Here is a 23,846-nt window from a genome sequence, read left to right on the forward strand (position 1 = left end):
CCCCGATCCGGGGTGACACGCCGCCGGGCGCCGCAGTCCCTGGTGAATTTCGAGCCGAGGGGGCCACGGGCCCCAGGGTCGTGCGGGACTAGCGCTGGTCGGTGCGGTCGCTCGTCGTGGGCTGGGCCGGCACCGAGACGTCGTAGACCTCGGCGGGACGGGACAGGAGCACGAGGAGCACCTCGGCCTTCTCGGCCGATCCGTCGGCGCTCCCCCACCGCACCAGCCGACCATCGCGGAGCACCAGGTCGATCTCGTCGACGCCGCGCAGGTCGACGTGGTCGACCAGCACCGCGACCTCGCTGGGCAGGGCGGCGATGACGGTCACTGCCTCGCGCAGCGCGTCACGGTCGGCGATCGCCGGGCCCGAGGCGGTCTCGATGCGGGGCAGGCCGGACGGCTGGCGCTTGAAGGAGCCGAACACCGTGCCGTCGGCGTCGACGGCGCGCAGCTGGCCCCCGCCCTGCTCGACGACCGCGACGGGCTCGCGCTCCTGGATCGTGATGAGCACGCCGTCGGGCCACTGCCGGGTGACCTCGACCGTGCGGACCACCGGGAGCTTGCTCTCGACCCGGCGCTGCACGGCGTCGAGGTCGAGGGTCGCCAGCGGCCCGCCGAGGGGTACGTCGGCGGCCTGGGCCACCTGGGCCGCCGGCACCGTGCGCGCGCCGACGACCTCGACGTCGTGCACGGAGAGCTGGTCGGAGAAGTACACCGCCCAGGTGCCGCCGCCGACCACGAGGATCAGCACGAGCGCGGCGGCGACGTAGCGCAGGGTGAGCCAGCGGCGGGCCCACTGGCGCCGGGCGAAGCGGCGCCGGGAGCGCTCCTCCTCGCTCCGGCGGGCACGGGCCCGCGCCCTAGCCATCCCCGGCACCCAGCAGCGCCAGGACCTGCGGGCCGACGGTGGTCACGGTGCCGGCGCCGAGGGTGAGCACGAGGTCGCCGGGACGGGCTCGGTCGACCAGCGCGGCCGCGGCCCCCTCGAGCGCGGCGCGGCCGACGCGCTCGGGCGCGAGCGGGACGGCGTCGGCGACGAGCGCCGAGGTCACGGCGGGGTCGGGCTCCTCGCGGGCGAGGTAGAGGTCGAGCACGACCACCTCGTCGGCCGCGCCGAGGGCGCGTCCCATCGCCTCGCCGAAGATCCGGGTGCGCGAGACCAGGTGGGGCTGGAAGGCGACGACGAGCCGGCCGTCGCCGGCCAGGGCCCGCGCCGACTGCAGGTCGCCGTCGATCTCGGTCGGGTGGTGGGCGTAGCTGTCGTAGACGCGGACGCCGCCGGCCTCGCCCTTGGGCTCCATGCGCCGCCGGGTGCCGGTGTAGGACGCGATGCCGCGCACCAGGTCGGCGCGCGGCAGCCCGAGGGCCTCCCCCGCGGCGAGCGCGGCCAGCGCGTCGGCGCGGTAGTGGTCGCCGGGGGCCCACAGCCTCGCGCCGCCGAGCGCGCCGTCGTCGGCGGCCGAGACCGTGACCACGTGGCGGCCGGCCGCGCGCTGGCGCTCGGCCAGGGCGGCGGCACCGGGGTCGTCGACGCAGCACACGAGGAACCCGTCGGGGTCGACGCCGTCGGCGAACTCGTCGAACGCCGCGGCGTACGCCTCGGGGGTGCCCCACTGGTCGAGGTGGTCGGCGTCGACGTTGGTGACGATCGCGGCGTGCGCGGGGTAGACGAGGAACGCGCCGTCGCTCTCGTCGGCCTCGGCCACGAAGACCCCGCCCGACCCCACGGCGGCGTTGGTGCCGGTGGCCGCCAGGTCCCCACCGATGGCGTACGTCGGGTCGGCGCCGGCGGCCTGGAGGGCGACGGTGAGCAGCGAGGTCGTCGTGGTCTTGCCGTGGGTGCCGGCGACGGCGACGACCCGCTGCCCGCCCATGAGCGAGGCCAGCGCGGCCGAGCGGGGCAGGACCCGCAGGCCCAGGCGGGTGGCCTCGGCGTGCTCGGGGTTGGTCTCGCTGATGGCGGTGGAGACCACGACGGTGTCGGCCCCGTGCACCTGCTCGGCGGCGTGGCCGAGGTGGACGGTGGCCCCGAGGTCGCGCAGGGCCTGCAGGGTGGGCGAGTCCGACCCGTCGCTGCCGCTCACGGTGACGCCGCGGCCGAGCATCAACCGGGCGATGCCCGACAGCCCCGCGCCGCCGATGCCGACGAGGTGGACGCGACCGAGCTCGGTGACGTCGGGGACCTGCTCGGGGACCGGCACCCTCACCGGCGCGCCTCCTCGGCGATGATCGCGGCGAGGCGGTCGTCGGCGTCGCGCGGCATGAGGTCGGCCGCGGCCGCGCCCATCGCCGCCAGCCGGTCGGTGTCGCGGGCGAGGTCGGGCACGGTCGCGGCGACCCAGTCGGCGGTCAGGTCGGCGTCGTCGACCAGGAGCGCTCCCCCGGCGTCGACGACGGTGCGGGCGTTCATGGCCTGCTCGCCGTTGCCGATGGGCAGCGGCACGAAGATCGCGGGCGTGCCGGTGGCCGCGGCCTCGACCACGCTGGACGCACCCCCGCGGCAGACCATCAGGTCGGCGGCGGCGAGGGCGTGGTCCATGCGGTCGACGAACGGCACGACGACGTACGGCGCCCCGCCCGGCACGGCCTCGGGGTGGGCCTCGCCCTTGGGCCCGACCACGTGGAGCACCTGCACCCCGGCCTCGCCGAGGGCGCGGGCCGCGCCGGAGACGGCCTGGTTGAGCCGCCGGGCGCCCTGGGAGCCGCCGGTGACGACGAGGGTGGGTCGGTCGGGGTCGAGGTCGAAGAACTCCCGCGCCTCGGCCCGCAGCGCGGCGCGGTCGAGGGTGGAGATCATCCGCCGGATCGGCAGGCCGACGTGCTCGGCGCGGCGCAGCGGCGTGCCGGGGAAGCTGACCGCGACCCGGGTGGCGACGCGCGCGCCGGCCTTGTTGGCGATGCCGGGCAGGGAGTTCTGCTCGTGGACGACCAGGGGGATCTTGCGCCGCCGCGCCGCGACGTACGCCGGCATCGAGACGTAGCCGCCGTAGCCGACGACCACGTCGGGGCGGACCCGGTCGATGATCGCCAGGGTCTCCTTGACCGCGCCGCGGAGCCGGCCGGGCACCCGGGCCAGGTCGGCGCCGGGGCGCCGCGGCAGCGGGACGGGCGGCACCAGCTCGAGAGGGTAGCCAGCAGCGGGGACGACCCGGTTCTCCAGGCCGCGAGGCGTGCCGAGGCACGTGATCGAGACGTCGGGGTCGAGCCGGCGCAGGGCGTCGGCAGTGGCGAGCAGGGGCGAGGTGTGGCCGGCGGTGCCGCCGCCGGCGAGGAGGACGCGCATGAGGGTTCCGAAACTACCGGGCCTCGTGGCCCGGACGACGGCGCCTCAGCGGCGCGCCGAGCGGCCGGCGATGCCCGCCGAGCGCTGGCGACGGCGCTGGGCCAGCGCCCGGGCGGCGGCGGGCTCGCGGCGGGCGAACCCGACCAGCATCCCGAGGGCGGCCATCGTCGGCAGCAGGCTCGAACCGCCGTAGGAGACGAGCGGGAGCGGGATGCCGATGACCGGGAGCATGGCCAGGACCATGCCGACGTTGATCATCATCTGGAACAGCAGCCAGACCATGACGCCGAAGGCGGCGTAGCGGACGAACGGGTCGGTGCTCTGCCGGGCGATCCGCAGCGCGGCGAAGGCGAGGGTGAAGAAGAGCGCGATCACCAGCAGCGTGCCGACCAGGCCGAGCTCCTCGCCGAGGACGGCGAAGATGAAGTCGGTGTGGGCCTCGGGCAGCGCGCCCCACTTCTGCTGGCTCGCCCCGATGCCCTGGCCGAAGATCCCCCCGGAGGCCATCGCGTACAGGCCGTGCGCCGGCTGCCAGCCGGTGCCGTGGAAGTCCTGGAAGGGGTCGAGGAAGGTCGTCACGCGCCCCAGGCGCTCGGAGTCGGTGAGCGCGAACCCGGCGGCCACGAGCCCGATGAAGCCGGTCAGGGCGACGAAGAGCCGCGCCGGGGCACCGACGATCCACAGCATCCCGATCATGATGGCGGCCAGGACCAGGGCGGTGCCGAGGTCGCGCCCGACGACCACCAGGGCCACGGCCATGAGCAGGCCGGGGACGACGGGCACCACCATGTGGTGCACCTCGTCGAGGCGGCGCTCCTTGTTGGCGTAGATGTTGGCCGCCCACACGATCATCGACAGCTTGGCGATCTCGGACGGCTGGATCTGGAGGGGGCCGATCGCCAGCCAGTTCTGGTTGCCGTTGATCTCGACGCCGAAGATCGCGGTCAGGCCGAGGAGCACCAGGGACAGGCCGAACGCCGGGTAGGCCAGCCGGCGGACCCAGCGGGTGTTGACCCGGCTGGCCGCGAACGCGCCGAGGCAGCCGACCAGCACCCACACCACCTGGCGGCGCACGATCGTGTAGGAGTCGCCGGTGGCGCGGAAGGAGAAGACGCTCGAGGCGCTGAGCACCATGACCAGGCCGATGGTCAGCAGCAGCGCCGCGGAGGTCAGCAGCAGGTAGTAGGTCGTCAGCGGGCGGTCGAGCGCCTCGCGGGCCGACCCGATCCAGGTGCGTCGTACGGCGGCGGGGCGGGCGGCCCGACCGGTCCGACCAGTCCGACCGGCCCGACCGGTGCGCGCGGGGGCGTCGCCCTTGAACGTCGCGATCGTCACCCGGGGTCTCCTCGGCGCTCGGTGCTGGCTGTCGAGTGCCCGCGCGGAGCACTAGGGGGAAGAGGTGCCGCGCACCGCTGCGGCGAACAGGTCTCCCCGTGCGGCGTAGTCGGTGAACTGGTCCTGCGAGGCGCACCCGGGGGCCAGCAGGACCGTGTCGCCCGGGACCGCCAGGTCGGCGGCCGCCGCGACGACCCGGGCCATGAGGTCGGGTCCGCCGTCGATGGTTGGAGCGGTCCCATCCTGGGGCGCGTCGACGGTGATGACCCGTACATCCGGCGCGTGTCGCGAAAGCGCGCCGGCGATGACGTCGCGGTCGCGGCCGATGAGCACGACCCCGCGCAGGCGCGAGGCGACCGAGCGCACGAGCTCGTCGAAGGCGGCGCCCTTGGCGAGCCCGCCCGCCACCCACACGACGGGGTCGTAGGCCTGCAGGGACGACTGGGCGGCGTGCGGGTTGGTGGCCTTGGAGTCGTCGATCCACGTCACGCCGGCGACGGTGGCGACCGGGGCGATGCGGTGGCCGTCGAGCCGGAACCCGCGCAGCCCGTCGCGCACCGCAGCCTGGCTGACCCCGTGGGCGCGGGCCAGGGCCGCGGCCGCCAGGGCGTTGGCCACGACGTGGGGGGCGGGCTCGCCGCCGTCGGGGGCCAGGTCGGCCAGCGTGCACAGCTCCGCGGCGCTCGTGGCCCGCTCCTCGATGAAGGCGCGGTCGACGAGCAGGTCCTCCACGACGCCGAGCATCCCGACGCCCGGCATGCCGAGGGTGAAGCCCACGGCGCGGGCGCCCTCGACCACCTCGGCCTCGCGCACGAGCTCCTCGGTGGCGGGGTCGGACACGTTGTAGACGCACGCCCGCTCGACGCCGGCGTAGATGCGGCCCTTGTCGGCGGCGTACGACGCCATGTCGCCGTCGTACCAGTCGAGGTGGTCCTCGGCGAGGTTGAGCACCACGGCGGCCTGGGCGCCCATCGAGTGCGTGTAGTGGAGCTGGAAGCTGGAGAGCTCGACCGCGAACACGTCGTACGGCGCGGGGTCCATCACGGCCTCGACGATCGGCAGGCCGACGTTGCCGGCGGCCACGCTGCGCAGGCCGGCGGTGCGCAGGATCGTGTCGAGCATCTGGGTGGTCGTGGTCTTGCCGTTGGTGCCGGTGACGCACAGCCACGGCGCGGGCGTGCCCGACGGGCCGGGTGCGCGCAGCCGCCAGGCCAGCTCGACCTCGCCCCACACGGGCACCCCGCGCGTCCCGGCCTGGCGCAGCAGCGGGCTGTCGGGGCGGAACCCCGGCGAGGTGACGACGAGGTCGACGTCGTCGGGGAGGGCCTGCGTGGCGCCCTCGTGGATGTCGACGCGGGCGCCCAGGACCTCGAGCAGCTCGGCCTTCTCCTGCTGCGCCGCGGTCGCGCGGTCGGCCACCGCGTGCACCTGCGCCCCGAGGTGGGTCAGGTTGTCGGCCGCGGCGAACCCGGACACCCCGAACCCGAGCACCACCGCGCGCACGCCGTCCCACGACGTCTCGCGCCCGAGCGAGCTGACGTCTCGTGCACCCACCTGGTGCTCCTCTCCCCTGGACTTGCCGCGCTGACCGTGCTGACCATGCTGCGGGGTGCAGTATTCCGTGTCGTCCTGCCGGGGGCTGGTCCCGGTGGCTGGTGTGGCGGCCGCGCGCGTAGTCGATCGGGTCTCCGGGTCAAGGACCGCGAAGCGGCGCCGGCTCCGCCGGCCGCTTCGCGGTCCTTGACCCGCAGCCTCGCCCGATCGACTGACGGCGCGCTCGACGGCACGGGCTCCGCCCGCGCCGCCGCTGGCGCGGCCGCCCCCGATGACTCCTGACGCCGATCTCCCACTCCTGACGGGGAACTACCGACCAGGAGTGAGAGATCTGGCCCATGAGTGGTGCCACCGGGTCACCCGTGACCTGCGGGGCGGGTGGCCGCGCCAGCGGCGGCGCGCCGGGCACGGGACACGAGGCGTCGCCGACAGCGCGCAGGTCGGCGGGCCGCGAGAGGCTCGGGGTCAAGGACCGCCGCAGGCGGCCGGCGGAGCCGGCGCGAGCGCAGCGAGCGTCCTTGACGCCGAGACGCGGCCTGCCACGCGCGCGGCCACCCGACCCACCCCCGGACACCAGCCCCGGAGCCGGCTACAACCGGGCGACCCACTCTGCGTAGAAGATGCCGAGACCGGTCGCCACGAAGAGGCCGGTGATGATCCAGAACCGGATGACCACGGTGACCTGCTCCCACCCCATCATCTCGAAGTGGTGGTGCAGCGGGGCCATGCGGAAGACGCGGTGCTGGGCCTGGACCCGGAAGACCTTGCGGAACAGCGCGCTCTTGCGGCTAGCCTTGAAGACGGTGGTCTGGATCATCGAGGAGAGGGTGATGAGGACGAACAGCCCGCCGAGGATCACCAGCAGCAGCTCGGTGCGGGTGAGGATCGCGAAGCCGGCGAGCGCGCCGCCGAGGCCGAGGGAGCCGGTGTCGCCCATGAAGATGCGGGCGGGCGAGGCGTTCCACCACAGGAACCCGAAGCAGGCGCCGGTGATGGCTGCGGCGATGATCGCGAGGTCGAGGGGGTCGCGGACGTCGTAGCACTGGGCGCCGGGGCTGTTCTCGCAGGACTGGCTCGACTGCCAGATGTTCACCAGCATGTAGGCGCCGAAGACCATCACGCAGGAGCCGGTGGCCAGGCCGTCGAGGCCGTCGGAGAGGTTGACCGCATTGCTGGTGCCCGTGACGATGAGCCAGATCAGGATGACCGCGAGGACCATCGGCAGGGTGGCCCACGGGATCTCGCGCAAGAACGAGATCTTCTCGCTGGCCGGGGTGCGGCCGTTCTCGTCGCCCAACCACGGGCTGAGCGCGAGAGCGCCGAAGACGACGGCGACCAGGGTCTGGCCGACCATCTTGGCCTTGCTGCGCAGGCCCAGGGACCGCTGCTTGTAGATCTTGATGAAGTCATCGAGGAAGCCGACGAGCCCGCACCCGACGAAGAGGAACAGCAGCAGCAGGCCGGACGCCGAGGGCGGCGTCAGGGTGATGAGCTTGGCCAGGAAGTAGGCCAGCACCACCGCGCCGATGATGGCGACGCCGCCCATCGTGGGGGTGCCGCGCTTGGTGTGGTGGGACGTCGGTCCGTCGTCGCGGATCTCCTGGCCGTAGCCGAGCTTGGTGAACTGCCCGATCGCGACCCGGGTGCCGAGCAGCGACAGCAGGAGGGCGAGACCGCCGCCGAGGAGGATGGCTCTCATCGCGCGTCGTCCCCCTCCTCGAGCAGTGCTGCGGCCAGCACCTCGAGCGCGGCGGCGCGCGAGGCCTTCACGAGGACGGCGTCCCCGGCCCCGGCATTCTCCCGCACCCAGGCGACCGCTTCGTCCCGCCCCGCCGTGACGATCACCTCACCGACGCCAGCCGCGCGGGCGCCCTCGGCGATGCCGCGGGCCGCCTCGCCCACGACGACGACCGCGTCGACGGCCTCGGGGCCGCCGGCGGCGCGGCCGACCTCGTCGTGCCCGCGGTCGTGGTCGTCGCCGAGCTCCTTCATCTCGCCCAGGACGGCGACGGTGCGGCCGGGGCGGTCGCGGCCGAGGGCGCGCAGCGCGTCGAGGGCGGCGACCATGGAGCCCGGGTTGGCGTTGTAGGCGTCGTTGAGCACGAGCAGGCCGTCGGCGCGCTCGGTGAGCTCCATCCGCCACGGCGAGGACGCCTCGGCGGTCGAGAGCCGCTCGGCGACCTCGTCGAGCCCGCGCCCGACCGCGAGGGCCATGGCGGCCGCCGCGGCGGCGTTGAGCACCTGGTGGGCGCCGGTCTGGCGCATCGCGACGGCGGCCCAGGCGCCCGCGTGGCCCAGCTCGTACGACGGCCGGCCGAGTGCGTCGAGGGCGAGGCCGCGCCAGCACACGTCGCCCTCCTGCCCGAAGGTCAGCACCCGGCCTCGGGTCCGCGACGCCATGGCGGCGACGCGGTGGTCGTCGGCGTTGAGGACGGCGGTGCCGTCGGGGTCGAGGGCCTCGACGATCTCGCCCTTGGCCGCGGCGATGGCCTCGACGCCACCGAACTCGCCGACGTGGGCGGTGCCGACGTTGAGGACGGCCGACACGGTCGGCGGGGCGACCTCGCACAGGTAGGCGATGTGGCCGATGCCGCGGGCCCCCATCTCGAGCACGAGCTCGCGGGTCGCGGCGTCGGCGCGGAGCACGGTGAGGGGGACGCCCAGCTCGTTGTTGTTGTTGGCGCGGGTGGCCACGGCGCTCGCGCCGAGCACGTAGGCCAGCAGGTCCTTGGTGCCGGTCTTGCCCTGCGACCCGGTCACGGCGAGCACGGGGACGCCGAGCCGGTCGACCGCGGCGCGGGCCAGGCGACCCAGGCCGACGGTCACGTCGGGCACGACCACGGTCGGGGCCGCGGTGGGGCGGCTGCCCAGCACCGCGTGGGCGCCGTCGGCGTACCGGTGGCCGTCGACTCGCTCCCCCGCGATGGCCACGAAGAGGCCACCGGGCTCGGGCGCCCGGCTGTCGACGTACGCCGGGCCGTCGACCAGGACGTCGTCACCGTGGAGCTCGCCGCCGAGGAGCCGGGCGACCTCGGAGAGCCGCTGCGGGATCACCGGCGGGCCTCGAGCAGCTCGCGGGCGACGACGCGGTCGTCGAACTCGTGCACGACGCCGTCGACCTCCTGGCCGGTCTCGTGGCCCTTGCCGGCGACGAGGACGACGTCGCCGGGGCGGGCCAGGTCGAGGGCGTGGGCGATCGCCGCGCGACGTTCACCCACCTCGACCACCCGGTCGCGGTGGGCGGGGTCGACCCCGGCGAGGACGGCGGCGCGGATGGCCGCGGGGTCCTCGGTGCGGGGGTTGTCGTCGGTGACGACCAGCACGTCGGCCAGCCGGGCGGCGATCTCGCCCATGATCGGGCGCTTGCCGGGGTCGCGGTCGCCGCCGGCCCCGAGCACCACGACGACGCGGCCGCCCGCGGCCTCGGCCAGCGGGCGCAGTGTGCCCACGGCCGCCTCGACCGCGTCGGGCTTGTGGGCGTAGTCGACGACGACGAGGAAGTCCTGGCCGGCCTCGACCCGCTCCAGCCGACCCGGTACGCCGCCCGAGCGGGCCAGCGCGGCGGCCACGGCGGCCGGGTCCTGCCCGGCCTCGGCGCAGGCGGCGACCGCGGCGAGGGCGTTGGCGACGTTGAAGCGGCCGGGCAGCGGGACGCCCGCGGCGACCCGCACGCCGTCGGGGCCGAGCACGGTGAAGGTCGACCCCTCGCGCTCGGGCACGACGTCGACGGCGCGCCAGTCGGCGTCGGGGTCGGTGAGGGAGAAGGTGCGCACGGGCAGCGCGGTCTCGGCGGCCAGGCGCCGGCCGTGCTCGTCGTCGGCGTTGACCAGGGCGAGACGGGCGCGCTCGGGCGTGAACAGCGAGGCCTTGGCCTGGTAGTAGTCCTCGACGGAGTCGTGGAAGTCGAGGTGGTCGCGGCCGAGGTTGAGGAAGCAGGCGACGTCGAAGACGACCCCGTCGACGCGGCCCATGACCAGCGCGTGGCTGGAGACCTCCATCGCGCACACCGCGACGTCGTGCTCGCGCATGACCGCGAACAGGGCGTGCAGGTCGGGCGCCTCGGGCGTCGTCAGCGTGGTCCGCACGTCGCTACCCGCGATGCGGGTGCCCACGGTGCCGACGACGGCGGCGCGCACGCCGGCCCCCTCCAGCGCCGACTCGGCCAGGCGCGTCGTGGTGGTCTTGCCCTGGGTGCCGGTCACGCCCACCATGCGCATCGCGGTCGCAGGCGCGCCGTGCACCCGCGCGGCGAGGCCGCCCAGGAGGGCGCGCGGACCCTCCACCACGACCACCGGCAGGCCGGTGACCCGGGCGCGCTCCAGCCCGGCGTCGTCGGTGAGCACCGCGACCGCGCCCGCGGCGGCCGCCCCGTCGGCGTACTGCGCCCCGTGGACGCGGGCGCCGGGCAGGGCGGCGTACAGGTCGCCCGGCTGCACGCGCTGGGAGCTCAGGGTGAGCCCGGTGACCTCGACGCCGGCCGGGTCGCCCTCGACCCGGGCGCCGGGGAGCTGCTCGACGAGCGTCGCGAGCGGGGTGGCCGTGGGACGGGCGGGGCGGGAGGACGGTGCGGTGCTCATGACCGGCCCATCCTCGACCATCACCACGTGATCGGCAGCCGCGAGGGTGGGGTGCCGGTGGGCGGCACGGCGTAGCGGCGCAGGGCGTAGCCCATGATCTTGGCGAACGCCGGTCCACCGACCGAGCCGCCGCCCCCGCCGTTGCGCGGGTTGTGGACGACGACGTAGGCGGTGAACCGCGGGTCGTCGGCCGGCGCGAAGCCGGCGAACGAGACCGAGAACGACCCGTCGTACACGCCGTCGACGACGCGCTGGGCGGTGCCGGTCTTGCCCGCGACGCGGTAGCCGGGGACGGCGGCACCCTTGGCCACGCCCTCCTCGGGGTCGAGCACCCGCTCCATCATCTCGGAGGTCTGGCGGGCGGCCTCCTCGCTCACGACCCGCTCGCGGTTCGCGACGCCGGTGCCGACCGTGGTGCCGTCGTCGAGGGTGGCGGTGCCCCGGACCAGGCTGGGGTCGACGCGCTCGCCGCCGTTGGCGATGGTGTTGATGGCGGCCGTCATCTGCAGGCCGGTGACCGACAGCGACTGGCCGAAGGCGATGCGGTCGCCGGTCTGGCTGGTCCACATGCTGCCGTCGGGCAGGATGCCCGGGCTCTCGCCGCCGAGGCCGACACCGGTCCGCTTGCCGAGCCCGAACTTCTCCAGGTAGGAGCGCAGCTGGCCGCGGCCGTAGGTGTCGGCGGCCATCACGGTGCCGATGTTGGACGACTTGGCCAGGATCCCGGCCAGCGTCAGCTTGATGGTGCCGTGCTCGAAGTAGTCGTTGATCGGCCGGTCCTGGCGCAGCAGCTGGCCCGGCACCTTGTACTTCTGGCGCGGGGTGACCTTGCCGGCGTCGAGCAGCCCGGCCATGGTCAGCGCCTTCTCCACCGAGCCCGGCTCGTAGGGGTCGGTGAGGGCGCGGCTGCTGTAGAGGCTCTCGGGTGACAGGTCGGGCCGCGAGGCGTCGTACGTCGGGTAGTCGGCCAGGCAGAGCACCTCACCGGTGCGGGTGTCCATCACCGTGGCCAGGCCGGAGTCGCCGCGCGAGCTCTTCACGGCCTGGGCGAGCACCTGCTGGCAGTACCACTGCAGGTCGCGGTCGATCGTGAGGGTGAGGTCCTGGCCGTCGCGCGGCTCGTCGACGGTGTTGTCGCCGAGCGGGATCCGGCTGCCGGAGGCGCCGACCTGGTAGCGCGCCTCCCCGTCGTGGCCGGAGAGGTAGCGGTTGAACGACGTCTCGAGGCCGGCCAGCGGCCGGGTCGACCCGTCCTTGCGCGGGGTGCCCAGGAACCCGACGAGGTTGGCGCCCACGTCGCGCGCGGGGTAGGTGCGCACCGGGTCCTCGCGGGTGAAGAGGCCCCGGAAGCCCTTGTCCTCGGCCGCGGCCACCACGTCGCGGGCCTTGGCCGCCGGCACCTGCCGGGCGATGTACTGGAAGCGGCTGTCGGGCTCGCGCAGCCGGCGCAGGGCGACGAGGTAGTCGACGTCGAGCCGGTGGGAGAGGAAGGCCGCGAGCCTGGGTGCGTCGGCGCTGGTCAGCGACGGGTCGGCGACGACCATCAGCCCGTCGATGGAGTCGGCGAGGGGCTCGCCGTTGCGGTCGAGGATGTCGCCCCGCTCGGCCGGCAGGATCACGCTCACCGATCCCTCGGCGGCCGCCATCGCGGCGTACTGGTGGGGGTCGACGCCCTGCAGCTGCACCAGGCGCGCCCCGAACAGCGAGAGCACCATCGCCACCACCACGAACCCGGCGCGCATCCGCAGGGTCGCGGAGCCGCGGCGCAGGCGGGCGGGCCGTCGGGCGGGCCGTCGGGCGGGCCGTCGGGCGGGCCCGCGCCCGGGGGCGGGACGACGGGGGCCGGCCACTAGCGGACGCCCCGCTGGGCCGCGGGGCGCGCGGCGCCGGGGCAGGGAGCCGGGGTGCTGGCGTCGGCGGCGCCGGGCTTGCCCTCGACCGTGCCGGTGCGCAGGTCGAGGAACGCCGCCGGCGGGCCGATGACCATGCCCAGCGCGCAGGCCTGGCGCGCGACCTCGGTCGGGTTGCGCATCTCCTCCAGCTGCAGGGTGAGGGCCTGCTCGCGCGCGGCGAGCACCTCGGCCTGGTCTTCCAGCCGCGCGGCGGTGAAGGAGGCCTGCTGCATCGAGGTGTTGAACAGCAGCAGCCCCACCACGCCGGTGAGCAGGAGCATGCTGACGAGGACCACGAACGGCACCCGCGGCGCCCGGCTGCGCAGCCGGGGGACGACGGCCAGGCGCGCCCGCCCGACGGCGGCCCCCGCGAGGTGCGGGGCGAGCCGGGTGCGGCGCTGCGGCGCGGGACTGCTCACGAGGCGGCTCCTGTCCTGCTGTCGGTGCGGGCGTCGGGGCGGGGACGGACACGTTCGACGGCGCGCAGCCGGACCGAGGCGGCGCGCGGGTTGGCGGCGGTCTCGGCCGCGTCGGCCTTCTCCGCGCCGCGGGTGACCAGGCGCAGCGCCGGCTCGCTGCCCTCGGGCACGAAGGGCAGGTCGGGCGGCACCTCGCTGCGGGTCGCGGCGGTGAACGCCTGCTTGACGAGCCGGTCCTCCAGGGAGTGGTAGGACTCCACGACCACGCGGCCCCCGACGCTGATCGCGTCGATGGCGGCGGGGACGGCGCGGCGGAGCACGGCCAGCTCGTCGTTGACCTCCATGCGCAGGGCCTGGAAGGTGCGCTTGGCCGGGTGTCCCCCGGTACGCCGGGCGGGCGCCGGGATCTCGTCGTACAGCAGCTCGACGAGGCGGGCGCTGGTGGTGAAGGGCTCCTGCTCGCGGCGGCGGACCACGGCGGCGGCGATCTTGCGGGCGAACTTCTCCTCGCCGTAGTCGCGCAGGACCCGGGTCAGCTCGGCGGCGGAGTAGGTGTTGAGGACGTCGGCGGCCGTGGGCCGGTGGTCGTCGGGGCCGCCGTCCATGCGCATGTCGAGCGGCGCGTCGACGGCGTAGGCGAAGCCGCGGTCGGCGACGTCGAGCTGCATCGAGGAGACGCCGAGGTCGAACAGGACGCCGTCGACGGCGTCGAGGCCGAGGTCGGCGAGGACGTCTGGGATCTCGTCGTACACCGCGTGGACGCCGGCGAACCGGTCGCCGTGGGGCGCGAGGCGCTCGCGGGCCAGGTCGAGGGCGCGGGGGTCGCGGTCGATGCCGACGACCCGGGCGAGGGAGCAGCTGGCCAGCACGGCCTCGGTGTGGCCACCGAGGCCGAGGGTGGCGTCGACGAGGACGGCACCGTCGCGGTCGAGCGCGGGACGCAGCAGGGCCACGACCCGGTCGAGGAGCACCGGGTCGTGCTGGGGGCGGTCCACCTCAGCGACCCAGGCCGGCGAGCAGGAGCAGCGATGCGGCGAGGGCGACCGAGACACCCAGCGAGAACCCCATCAGGACCACGACGTCGCGGGCCTGGTGGCGGACCCGCCGCGGGGCGTCCTCCGCCACCGCGGGTCCCGGGACACGGGTGGTGTGGGTGGTGCTCATCGGTCTCGACCCCAGATCGGTGCTCGGGAAGTGCTGGGAAGTGGTGGGGGGTGCTGCTCGGTGGTGCGGTCGCGCTCGGTGCTGCCGGTGTGCCGGTGCTGCCGGGGGTGCCGGTGGTGCCGGGTGGAGCCGCAGGGCCAGGTCCCTCCCGCTCCCGCCACCGGTGCGGGCTGGTGCCGTGCCGGTGGAGGGGAAGGTGCTGGCTTCTGGAACCGGGGAAGGTGCCCCAGACGCCGGCGGGACAGGAGCGGGCAGAGACCTCGTCCTGCGGATCGGTGTTGAGTTGTGGGGGGTGGTGGGGCGGGGTTGGGGTGGGGCGGTCAGTCGGACTCGTCGAGGTTGGCGAACCGCTCGAGCTCGGCGGCCTGGTAGGCCTCCCAGGAGGTGGGGTTCCAGATCTCGAGGCGGTTGCGGACGCCGATGACGACCACGTCCTTCTCGAGGCCGGCGTACTCGCGCAGAGCGGCGGGGATCGAGACGCGGCCCTGCTTGTCGGGCACCACCTCGTCGCCACCGGAGAAGAACATGCGCTGGTAGCCGCGGGCGGCCTTGTCGGTCATGGATCGCTCGGCCGCCCGATCGGCCTCGACGTCGAAGACCTCGGGGGGCCACACGACGAGACAGTTCTCCTGCCCCTGCGTCACCACGACCCCCTCCGCCAGTGCCTCCCGGAACTTCGCGGGCAGGAAGAGCCGTCCCTTCTCGTCCAGCTTCGGCCGGAAGGTGCCCATGAAGCGCATCGGGCACCTCCTGTCTCCGCCACCGGGACCGCCGGGTCAGCCGGGACAGCTGCTCTCGCCGCCATCACGCACCACCTGACTGCTCGCCTGCTCCACTTTCCCCCACATTACGCCACTTTCCCCCACCGTCAACCACCGACGCTCCCATTCCCTCCCCCGCGCACCCCGGCGCGCCCCGATCCCCCACCGAGGGGGCCTCGGCGGGCGCCCCGGGGGCCGGGGCGGGGCGCGCTCGGCGCGGCCGGAGTTGCCGCCACGCCCTACGGTGGGCACCAGCACGGGCGGGCCGACCGCGCCGTGGGCACTGGGTCAGGAAGGACCTCGAGACGTGGAGACACCGAGCGCCGGAGCAGCCGACCTCGAGACCGTGGCCCGGGTGGTCGGGGCCGTCCGCGCCAACATCGAGCGCGTCATCGAGGGCAAGCCCGACGTGGTCCACGCTGCGCTCGTCGTGCTGCTCGCCGAGGGCCACCTGCTCATCGAGGACGTCCCCGGGGTCGGCAAGACCATGCTCAGCAAGGCGATGGCGCGCAGCATCGACTGCTCGGTGCGGCGCATCCAGTTCACACCCGACCTGCTGCCCTCCGACGTCACCGGCGTCTCGGTCTTCAACCAGAACACCCGCGAGTTCGAGTTCCGGCCCGGTGGCGTCTTCGCCAACATCGTGGTCGGCGACGAGATCAACCGCGCCTCGCCCAAGACGCAGTCGGCGCTGCTGGAGTGCATGGAGGAGCGGCAGGTCACCGTCGACAACACGACCTACCAGCTCGAGACGCCCTTCATGGTGATCGCGACCCAGAACCCCATCGAGATGGAGGGCACCTACGCCCTCCCCGAGGCCCAGCGCGACCGCTTCATGGCGCGCGTCTCGGTCGGCTACCCCGTCGAGGCGGCCGAGATCGCCATGCTCGACACCCACACCGACCGCCGCCCGCTCGACGACCTCGAGCCCGTCACCGACGCCGGCGAGGTCCGCAAGCTCTCGGGCATCGTCGGCCAGGTCTACGTCTCCCCCGCCATCCAGCAGTACGTCGTCGCGCTGGTCGGTGCCACCCGCCGCTCCGACGACCTCGTGCTCGGCGCCTCCCCGCGCGCGACCCTGCACCTCGTGCGCGCGGCCAAGGCGCACGCCGCCATCCAGGGCCGCGACTACGTCGTCCCCGACGACGTCCAGCTGCTGGCCGGCCCCGTGCTCGCGCACCGCCTCGTGCCGAGCGTCGAGGCGACGATGAGCGGACGGAGCACCACCGCCGTGCTCGAGTCGGTCCTCGCCGGCGTACCCGTGCCGGCGCCGCAGGCCCCGGGCGGGGCGGGCGCCCCCGTCGGCCGGCGCCGTGCGTGAGGCCCTCGCCGGCCTGACCGTCCGCGGACGGGCGTTCCTGGCCGCCGGCATCACCGCGATCGTGTGTGCGGTGCTGCTCGGCCAGCCCGCCCTGACCCGGGTGGGCGTCCTCGTCGCGCTCCTGCCCCTGCTGACCGCGCTCGTCATCGGCCGGTCGCGCTACAAGCTGGCGCTGGTGCGCACCGTGACCCCCCAGCTGGTCGCCGCCGGCCAGCCCGCCCGGGTCGAGCTCGCCCTGACCAACGAGGGGCGCACCCCCAGCGGCGTGCTGCTCCTGGAGGACCACGTGCCCTACGTGCTCGGCACCCGGCCGCGGTTCGTGCTCGACGGCATCGGGCACGGGTGGCGGCGCACCGTCGGCTACCAGGTGCGCAGCGACGTCCGCGGCCGGTTCGAGATCGGCCCGATGACGGTGCGCGTGGGTGACCCGTTCGGCCTCGTCGAGCTCGGGCGCGCCTTCCGCATGACGGTCCCGCTGGTCGTCACCCCCCGCACCGTCGACCTGCCCTCGATCCCGGTCTCCGGCGGCTGGACCGGCTCGGGCGACAACCGGCCCCGCGCCTTCGCCGTCGGGTCCGCCGAGGACGTCACCGTCCGCGAGTACCGGCAGGGCGACGACCTGCGCCGGGTGCACTGGCCGAGCTCGGCGCGCAGCGGCGAGCTCATGGTGCGCCGCGAGGAGCAGCCCTGGCAGGCCCGCGCGACGATCCTGCTCGACAACCGCCTCACCTCCCACCGGGGGCAGGGTGTGGCCTCCTCCCTCGAGACCGCGGTGTCGGTGGCCGCGTCGGTCGCGGTGCACCTGGGCCGCCGCGGGTTCGCGGTCCGGCTCGTCACCGCCGGCGGCGAGGGCGACGCGCCGAGCGGGCGGTGGCACCAGCGCGGCGACGCCGAGCTCAGCGCCCGGGCCCTGCTGGAGCAGCTCGCGGTCGTGCAGCACGAGCAGCGCAGCCGGCTCGACACCTCCTGGATGGGCGAGCAGGCGGCGGGCGGCCTGGTCGTCGCCGTCCTCGGCTCGCTCGACCAGGGCGATGCGCCCGCGCTGCGCCGGGTCGTCCACCACACCTCCGCCGCCCTGGCGGTGGCCCTCGACGTCGAGGCCTGGGCCGGCCGTCCCGACGGCACCGGCGGGAGCGCGTCCTACCTGGCCCGGTCAGGCTGGCGCGCGGCCACGCTCGGTCCGCGCGACCGGCTCGCGGCCGTGTGGCAGGAGCTGGGCCGCGCGGGTGCCCGCAGCGGCGTCGCCCCGGCCCACGAGGCGGACCGCTCCCGGACGGTGGTCCGATGAGCGCGCCCGTCGCCCCCGCCGCGCCCGGCTCCGCCGACATCGTGCTCCCCTCCGACCGGCAGGACGGGCCCGGCCTCGGCGCCCACCTGCGGTTCTCGCTGCTGGCCGCCTTCACGGCGTGGGCCGCGCTGCTGTCTTGGCGCGGCTTCACCGAGGTGCCGAGCCGGGTCTCGGTGCACCTCGCGCTGGTGGCGCTGGTCGTCGCCGGCGTGGGCGCCCTCGGCCGGTGGCGGCGGTTGCCGGCGTACGCCGTCCTCGTGCTGCAGCTCGTCGTCGGCGGCGTCGCCACCTGCCTGGCCGCCGCCGGACGGCCGCTGCCCGACGCCGAGCTCGGGGCCGCCCTGGGCGCGGCCAACGACGCCGCCAGCACCTTCGCCGCCCCGGTCCCCTTCGACGCCGACACCTCGGTCCAGCCGCTGCTCGTCCTGGGCGGGTTCGTCGCGATCCTCGCCGTCGACCTGTGCGCGGGGGGCCTGCGACGCGTCCCGCTGGCCGGGCTGCCCCTGCTCACCGTCTACAGCGTGCCGATCAGCCTGCTCGACCGCGGCCTGTCGTGGTTCGTCTTCGCCGCCACGGCCGCGGGCTTCCTGGTGCTGCTGTTCCTGCAGGAGGAGGAGCACCTCTCGCGCTGGGGGCGCTCGCTCGACGGCAGCACCGCCCCGGTGCGCCGGCTCAGCGACGCGGTGCGGGCCAACGCGATCGCGGTCGGCTCGATCGCGACGGCGGCGGCGATCGCGGTGCCGCTGGTCGTGCCGACCTTCAGCTTCTCGGTCTTCGACGTCGGCGCCGGCGACGGGGGTGACGGCGACATCGAGGTCACCAACCCGATGGTCGACCTGCGCCAGGACCTCGTGCGCGGCGACAACATCGAGCTGGTGCGGGTGCGCACCGACGACCCCGACCCGGACCACCTGCGCATCTCGGTGCTCAACCGCTACACCGACGAGCAGTGGTCGGCCGGCGACCGCAGCGTGCCCACAGGCAACCTCGCCGACGGCGTGGTGCCGCCCGTCTTCGGCGCCGACCCCTCGGTCGTGGAGTTCACCGACGCCCAGTACGACGTCGAGGTCTCCGACGACTTCTCCTCCCGCTGGCTGCCGACCCAGGCGCCGGTGCAGTCGGTCGACGCCGCCGGCGACTGGCGCTACGACGACCGCACGATGGACTTCCTGGCCAGCGACGACGACCTGTCGACCGCAGGGCTGGACTACCAGATGGTCGCTGCGCTGCCGTCGTACCGCCAGGAGCGGCTGCTGCGGCTCGACACCTCGCCCGCCGTCGTCGACGACCCCGAGATGACCGAGCTGCCGGCCGACCTGCCGGTCAGCATCGAGCAGCTGGCCCGCAGCGAGACCACCGCGGGCACCACCGACTTCGAGCGTGCCGTCCTGCTCAACCAGTTCTTCCGGTCCACCGGCGGCTTCCGCTACCAGCTGCCCGACGAGCCGAGCGACGCCAGCGGGTCCGACCAGCTCGTCGACTTCCTCGACCCGCAGACCGGCCGGATCGGCTACTGCGAGCAGTACTCCGCCGCGATGGCGGTGATGGCCCGCACGCTCGGCATCCCGGCGCGCGTGGCCGTCGGCTTCCTCGCGCCGTCGGAGCGCGACGGTGACGAGTACGTCTACCGCGCCCACGACCTGCACGCCTGGACCGAGCTGTTCTTCCCCGGCGCCGGGTGGGTGCTCTTCGACCCCACGCCGCCCGACGGCGTGCGCTCCGACCCGCGGCCGGGCTACCAGGACGCCCGGGTGCGCGGCGAGGAGCCCAGTGCCGCGCCCTCGACCAGCGCGCCGACGGTCCCCGAGACGCAGGCGCCCCGCCCCGACCAGACCGCGCCGACGGCGGCGCCCGAGGACGGCGAGCAGGACGACCCGGCTGCCGCCGGCGGGTCGTCGTTCCCCTGGCTCACCGTCCTCCTCGTGCTGGTGGTCGTCGGCCTGGTCGTGCTGCTGGCCCTGGCGCCCCGCACGCTGCGTGCCCGCCAGCGCGAGCGCCGACTGGCCGGCGGACCCGAGTCGGCCTGGGACGAGCTGCGGGCCACGGCGGTCGACCTGCGGCTGTGGTGGCCCGAGGGCCGCTCCCCGCGCGAGACGCGCGACCTCGTCGCGGACTGGTTCGGGCAGCCCGGCGACACCGCCGACCGCCCTGCCCGCGGCCCCGAGCGCGACCCCGAGGCCACCGAGGCCCTGACCCGGCTCGCCGACCACCTGGAGCGGTCGCGCTACGCCCGGCACCACGAGGTCGAGGCCGGGCAGCTGCGCCACGACGTGCTCGCCTGCGCGCGCGCCCTCGCCGCGGGCTCGACCCCGCGGACCCGCCGGCGCGCGGCCTGGCTCCCCCGCTCGGCCTTCCAGCGCCGCCGCGTCGTCGAGCCGTCCCCCGTGGAGGACGCCGAGCTCGTCGGCGCCCAGAGCGACACGCTCTGAGCCCGGCGCGGGGTCGGCACGTCACCCCCGCACTGGTCGGCACGCCATCAGCCCGTCACCCCCGCGCCGGAGAGCCCGTCGGCCCGGCGCTGGTCGGGCCGACGCGAGCTCGCCCGGGTGCGTGCGGGCCCGTCCTCGCGGCCCCGGCGGACCGGCCACGCCGACCCGTCGCGGAGCCACGACGGGTGGACGCACGACGACGCCCGGCCGTCCGAGGGACGACCGGGCGTGGGGCTGTGCGGAGGAAGGAGCCGGGTGGGGCTCAGAAGCCGCCGGACTCGCGGCGGCGGCGCCAGCGCTCCTCGAGCCGCTCCATCAGGGGAGCGCGGGAGGAGCCGCGACCACGGCCACGCGGGCGACGGCCACGACGACCGCCGTCGATCGAGGTCAGTCCGGACGGGTGCGCGGTGGCGGCCAGGGGGTCGGCCCCCGCGGCCTGGCGGGTGCGCATCGTGCTCAGGCCGAGCGTCGCCGCGCCGAGCATGAGCACGAAGCCGGCGATGCCGACGTACCACGTGGTGAGGACCCCGACGAACAGCAGCGCGACACCGACCGCGAAGACGACGCCGGCGAGGATGGCCTTGCGACGGGCCGAGGCCCGCGCGGTCGTGCCCCGCAGCGTGGAGGCGAACTTGGGATCCTCTTCGACGAGGGCGCGCTCCATCTGCTCGAGCAGTCGCAGCTCCTCTTCGGAGAGTGGCACCGGTCCTCCAGGGGTCGACGCTGTCGCGTTGGCGGGCAGTGGAGCAAGTCTAGGCAGGCGTTCGACGGGACGGTAGCCGCGTTCACAAAATCCTTCGGGTGAGGGGTCAGGCCCCGCGCCGCCCGACGCCCGGACCGAGCAGCGACGCGGGCCGCACGGCCGCCGCCCCGAACCGACCGACGGCCTGGTCGACGGCCCGGTCGGCCTCGGACCAGCCGTGGTCGCGCTCGCCCAGGACGCCCTGGCGCTGGACCCGCTCGCGGTCGACGAGGCCCTCGATCCGGACACCGACCAGGCGCACCCGGCGCGGCCGGGCCTGGAGGACGTCGTACAACGCCGCGGCGGCGGCGTAGACCTCCTGGGTCACGTCGGTCGCCTCCGCGAGGGTCCGGCTGCGGTTGACCGTGGTGAAGTCGGTGAAGCGCACCGTGAGCGCGACGGTGCGCCCGACGACGCCCTTGGCCCGCAGCCGCGCGCAGACCTTGGCGGTGAGCCGGAGCAGCTCGCGCAGGACCTCCTCGCGGTCGGCGGTGTCGCGGCCGAAGGTCTCCTGGGCTCCCATCGATCGGTCGGGCTCGCCCTCACCGGCTCCGAACACGCCCGCCCCGCCCGGCGTCACCTCGCGCCGGTCGGTGCCCCAGGCGAGGTGGTGCAGGTGCAGCCCGAGGTGGCGCCCCAGCAGCCGCTGCAGGTCGGGCACCGACTGCCGGGCGACGTCGCCGACGGTCACCAGGCCGAGGCGGTGCAGCCGGGCCCGGGTCTTCTCGCCGACGCCGTACAGGACGCCGACGTCGAGCGGGTGCACCTCGGCGGGCAGGTCCTCCGGCGCGAGGACGGTGACGCCGTCGGGCTTCGCACGGCGGCTGGCCAGCTTGGCGACCGACACCGACGCCGCGATGCCGACCGAGCACGTGATGCGCTGCTCGTCGTGGACGGCGGCGCGCAGCGTCTCGGCCACCTCGACCGGGCTCCCCCACCCCGGGCCCGCCTCGCGGAGGTCGAGGAACGCCTCGTCGAGGGAGACGGCTTCGACCCGCGGGGTCACCTGCCGGAACAGGGCCATCACCGAGCGCGAGACGGCACTGAACAGGGGGTAGTCGGGCGCGAGGGAGACCGCCTGCGGGCACAGTCGGCGAGCCTGGGGACCGCTCATGGCCGAGCGGACCCCGAAGGCGCGGGCGGGGTAGTTGGCGGCGAGCACCACGCCGCGGTGGCCACCCCCGACGATCACCGGCCGGTCCTGCAGGTCGGGGCGGTCGCGGAGCAGCACGGAGGCGTAGAACGCGTCCATGTCGACGTGCAGCACCGGGGTGCGGCAGCCTGCCGCGTCGGTGGTCACCGCCCGACCGCCGGGTCTGGAGCCGGGCGCGGGTCAGGTGGCGAGCAGGTGCAGCTGGGTGGCCAGCGGGAGGTACTCCGGGCGGGCGGCCACGGCGCGCTCGAGATCGACCAGGGCCGCGGTCGCACCGGGCTCGAGGTCGAGCAGCGAGCCCGGGACGAGGTCGGCGAAGACGCGCACGCCGTGGGTGGAGACCAGCGTGAAGCCGGCGCCGGCCAGGAGGACGGCCGCCTCGTCGGCGGCGAAGCGCCGACCCGTGCGGCCACCGCGCCCGGGTTGGTCGGTGCCGTCGAGCAGGGCCGCGGCCTGGGCGAAGTGGCCGGCCATCGCGCGGGCGACGACGGCGGCATGGCGCTGGGCCAGCAGGAGGGACAGGTGGCCCCCGGGGCGGAGGACGGTGCGCAGGGACGCGAGCGCCGCGGCGGGGTCGGGGACGACCTCGAGCACGCCGTGGCAGAGCACCACGTCGGCGCTGTGCTCGCCCACGAGGGTCGGCAGGTCGGACAGGTCGCCCTGGCGGCCGCTGACGTCGACGCCGGCCTCGCGGGCGCGCCGGTCGAGCGAGGCGAGCGCGTCGGGACTGGGGTCGACGACGGTGACCCGGTGGCCCAGGGCCGCGGCGCGAACGGCGGAACCGCCCGTGCCGCCACCGATGTCGACCACGTCGAGCGGGGCCCGGTCGGCCGCGAGCACGGGGTCGAGGTCGTCCCACACGACCGCGGTGCGCGGGGCGGCTCGACGTTCGCTCGCGGACATGCGTCCGACCCTAGTAGGACGGGCGGGCGGGGGTGCGGGTCGGGCACGGCGGCCTCCGGCTCGAGTGGGTCCCGACGAGGACTGCGACCGAACAGGTGTTCGATCGCGGTCCCAGCGTAGGTCACCGCCTCGGCCCACGCCAGGCGGCGGACCTCACCAGATGCTCTGGACCCACTCGGGGTGGTCGACGAACGGGTTGCGGTTGCCCTGCAGGTCCTGGACGGCGTCGTTGCGCGCCCGCTCGGCCGCCGTGACGGGGTCCTCCGCGTGCCAGCGCAGGAGGGCCGAGAGTCGGCCGTGGCGCGGGCCGGTGCCGCCGGCGACGTCGTCGACCTCGAGGTCGGGGAAGCCGTCGCCACCGTCCCAGCGGACGTCCATGTAGAGGACCATCCGGGCCACGTCGCCCTTGTCGGCATCGCGGGGCTCCCAGGAGTTGCTGTCGGCGTAGTTGCCGGGCGCCTCGGCGTTCTGGGCGCCACCCTCGTCGAAGTCGAGGTTGCCGCGGGCACTGTTGACGGTGACGTCGGTGGGCCGCAAGTGGTGGAGGTCGGTGCCGGGCCCGGGGGTCGTGCCGAAGCTGCCGTGGGACTGCGCCCAGACGTGCTCGCGGTTCCACTGGTCGACGCCGCCGCCGTTGTTGCTCGCGGGCATGGTGGTGCCCTGGTAGAGCAGCACGACCCGCGACGGGTCGCTCGGCGACCGGTCGGTCACCTTGAGGGCGGACCAGACCTGGTCGTAGCTCAGCCGCGTCGTGCCCGTGGCGATGATGTGGTGCACCTCGCGCGCCAGGGCCGCGCCGCCGAGGCCGGTCGCGGAGTCCCAGTACCCGGCGGCCTCGACGGCCGCCTGCGGCGAGGGGGCCGCCACGGCGGGCGCGTGCGGGCCGACCAGCAGGGCCGGGAGGAGCAGGAGGGCGCCGAGCGCGGCGCGGGCACGACCGGAGGGACGGAGTCTCATGGCTCGACCCTGGCGGGCCGCCCGCCCGCCGACCACCAGGGAACCCCTTGCGTCGGCGACCGGCCGGT

Annotated in this window: 20 protein-coding genes; 3 read left to right on the plus strand and 17 right to left on the minus strand. The window is 75.3% G+C overall.

Going from position 1 to position 23,846, the window contains the following annotated elements; genetic code table 11:
- Positions 1 to 88: 88 nt before the first annotated feature.
- The 13 genes from FJQ57_RS13395 to mraZ form a co-directional block, all read right to left on the minus strand.
- Entirely contained in the window at positions 89 to 868 is a 780-nt protein-coding gene (locus tag FJQ57_RS13395) for a cell division protein FtsQ/DivIB (RefSeq protein WP_139981067.1), read from the minus strand.
- Positions 861 to 2,207, minus strand: coding sequence for a UDP-N-acetylmuramate--L-alanine ligase (murC, locus tag FJQ57_RS13400; RefSeq protein WP_139981069.1), 1,347 nt, complete (start codon positions 2,205 to 2,207; stop codon positions 861 to 863). The genes FJQ57_RS13395 and murC overlap by 8 nt, the downstream gene beginning before the upstream one ends.
- Positions 2,204 to 3,283 (minus strand): undecaprenyldiphospho-muramoylpentapeptide beta-N-acetylglucosaminyltransferase, encoded by a 1,080-nt coding sequence (gene murG / locus FJQ57_RS13405; protein ID WP_139981071.1) that lies wholly within the window; start codon positions 3,281 to 3,283, stop codon positions 2,204 to 2,206. The genes murC and murG overlap by 4 nt, the downstream gene beginning before the upstream one ends.
- A 45-nt stretch (positions 3,284 to 3,328) precedes the next feature.
- Positions 3,329 to 4,618, minus strand: a complete 1,290-nt coding sequence (gene ftsW, locus FJQ57_RS13410) for a putative lipid II flippase FtsW (RefSeq protein ID WP_246081799.1) — start codon at positions 4,616 to 4,618, stop codon at positions 3,329 to 3,331.
- Positions 4,619 to 4,669: 51 nt separating this feature from the next.
- On the minus strand, positions 4,670 to 6,172 hold the full coding sequence (gene murD / locus FJQ57_RS13415) for a UDP-N-acetylmuramoyl-L-alanine--D-glutamate ligase (RefSeq protein ID WP_139981073.1): 1,503 nt from the start codon (positions 6,170 to 6,172) through the stop codon (positions 4,670 to 4,672).
- A 589-nt stretch (positions 6,173 to 6,761) separates the two neighbouring features.
- Positions 6,762 to 7,871, minus strand: coding sequence for a phospho-N-acetylmuramoyl-pentapeptide-transferase (mraY, locus tag FJQ57_RS13420; RefSeq protein WP_139981075.1), 1,110 nt, complete (start codon positions 7,869 to 7,871; stop codon positions 6,762 to 6,764).
- A complete protein-coding gene (locus tag FJQ57_RS13425; protein WP_139981077.1) occupies positions 7,868 to 9,226 on the minus strand; it encodes a UDP-N-acetylmuramoyl-tripeptide--D-alanyl-D-alanine ligase in 1,359 nt (452 codons plus the stop codon). The genes mraY and FJQ57_RS13425 overlap by 4 nt, the downstream gene beginning before the upstream one ends.
- On the minus strand, positions 9,223 to 10,749 hold the full coding sequence (locus tag FJQ57_RS13430) for a UDP-N-acetylmuramoyl-L-alanyl-D-glutamate--2,6-diaminopimelate ligase (RefSeq protein ID WP_139981079.1): 1,527 nt from the start codon (positions 10,747 to 10,749) through the stop codon (positions 9,223 to 9,225). The genes FJQ57_RS13425 and FJQ57_RS13430 overlap by 4 nt, the downstream gene beginning before the upstream one ends.
- 20 nt (positions 10,750 to 10,769) lie before the next feature.
- Entirely contained in the window at positions 10,770 to 12,491 is a 1,722-nt protein-coding gene (locus FJQ57_RS13435) for a peptidoglycan D,D-transpeptidase FtsI family protein (RefSeq protein WP_139981081.1), read from the minus strand.
- 107 nt (positions 12,492 to 12,598) lie between these two features.
- A complete protein-coding gene (gene ftsL, locus FJQ57_RS22565; protein WP_170219429.1) occupies positions 12,599 to 13,060 on the minus strand; it encodes a cell division protein FtsL in 462 nt (153 codons plus the stop codon).
- Complete coding sequence (gene rsmH / locus FJQ57_RS13445) at positions 13,057 to 14,055, minus strand: 16S rRNA (cytosine(1402)-N(4))-methyltransferase RsmH (protein WP_139981083.1); 999 nt, start codon at positions 14,053 to 14,055, stop codon at positions 13,057 to 13,059. The genes ftsL and rsmH overlap by 4 nt, the downstream gene beginning before the upstream one ends.
- A gap of 1 nt (position 14,056) precedes the next feature.
- Positions 14,057 to 14,224 (minus strand): hypothetical protein, encoded by a 168-nt coding sequence (locus FJQ57_RS22570; protein WP_170219430.1) that lies wholly within the window; start codon positions 14,222 to 14,224, stop codon positions 14,057 to 14,059.
- 320 nt (positions 14,225 to 14,544) lie between these two features.
- Positions 14,545 to 14,964: a division/cell wall cluster transcriptional repressor MraZ gene (gene mraZ / locus FJQ57_RS13450; RefSeq protein WP_139981085.1), complete on the minus strand. Its 420-nt coding sequence runs from the start codon at positions 14,962 to 14,964 to the stop codon at positions 14,545 to 14,547.
- Between the two features lie 328 nt (positions 14,965 to 15,292).
- Here mraZ and FJQ57_RS13455 point away from each other — a divergent pair, with 328 nt between their 5' ends.
- The 3 genes from FJQ57_RS13455 to FJQ57_RS13465 are packed head-to-tail and all read left to right on the plus strand — an operon-like array spanning position 15,293 to position 20,023.
- On the plus strand, positions 15,293 to 16,306 hold the full coding sequence (locus FJQ57_RS13455; RefSeq protein WP_139981087.1) for an AAA family ATPase: 1,014 nt from the start codon (positions 15,293 to 15,295) through the stop codon (positions 16,304 to 16,306).
- Entirely contained in the window at positions 16,299 to 17,594 is a 1,296-nt protein-coding gene (locus FJQ57_RS13460) for a DUF58 domain-containing protein (RefSeq protein WP_139981089.1), read from the plus strand. Before FJQ57_RS13455 ends, FJQ57_RS13460 begins: the two co-directional genes overlap by 8 nt.
- Positions 17,591 to 20,023: a transglutaminase TgpA family protein gene (locus tag FJQ57_RS13465; protein ID WP_139981091.1), complete on the plus strand. Its 2,433-nt coding sequence runs from the start codon at positions 17,591 to 17,593 to the stop codon at positions 20,021 to 20,023. The genes FJQ57_RS13460 and FJQ57_RS13465 overlap by 4 nt, the downstream gene beginning before the upstream one ends.
- Positions 20,024 to 20,285: 262 nt before the next feature.
- Here FJQ57_RS13465 and FJQ57_RS13470 read toward each other — a convergent pair whose 3' ends face one another.
- From FJQ57_RS13470 to FJQ57_RS13485, 4 genes are all read right to left on the minus strand, one after another.
- On the minus strand, positions 20,286 to 20,726 hold the full coding sequence (locus FJQ57_RS13470) for a DUF3040 domain-containing protein (protein ID WP_139981093.1): 441 nt from the start codon (positions 20,724 to 20,726) through the stop codon (positions 20,286 to 20,288).
- A gap of 106 nt (positions 20,727 to 20,832) precedes the next feature.
- Complete coding sequence (gene dinB / locus FJQ57_RS13475) at positions 20,833 to 22,065, minus strand: DNA polymerase IV (RefSeq protein ID WP_246081800.1); 1,233 nt, start codon at positions 22,063 to 22,065, stop codon at positions 20,833 to 20,835.
- Between the two features lie 33 nt (positions 22,066 to 22,098).
- Positions 22,099 to 22,821, minus strand: coding sequence for a methyltransferase domain-containing protein (locus FJQ57_RS13480; RefSeq protein ID WP_139981095.1), 723 nt, complete (start codon positions 22,819 to 22,821; stop codon positions 22,099 to 22,101).
- A gap of 153 nt (positions 22,822 to 22,974) precedes the next feature.
- Positions 22,975 to 23,778, minus strand: coding sequence for an endonuclease I family protein (locus FJQ57_RS13485; RefSeq protein ID WP_139981097.1), 804 nt, complete (start codon positions 23,776 to 23,778; stop codon positions 22,975 to 22,977).
- Between the last annotated feature and the right edge of the window lie 68 nt (positions 23,779 to 23,846).

The organism is Nocardioides litoris (genome assembly GCF_006346315.1).
Lineage (GTDB): Bacteria > Actinomycetota > Actinomycetes > Propionibacteriales > Nocardioidaceae > Nocardioides > Nocardioides litoris.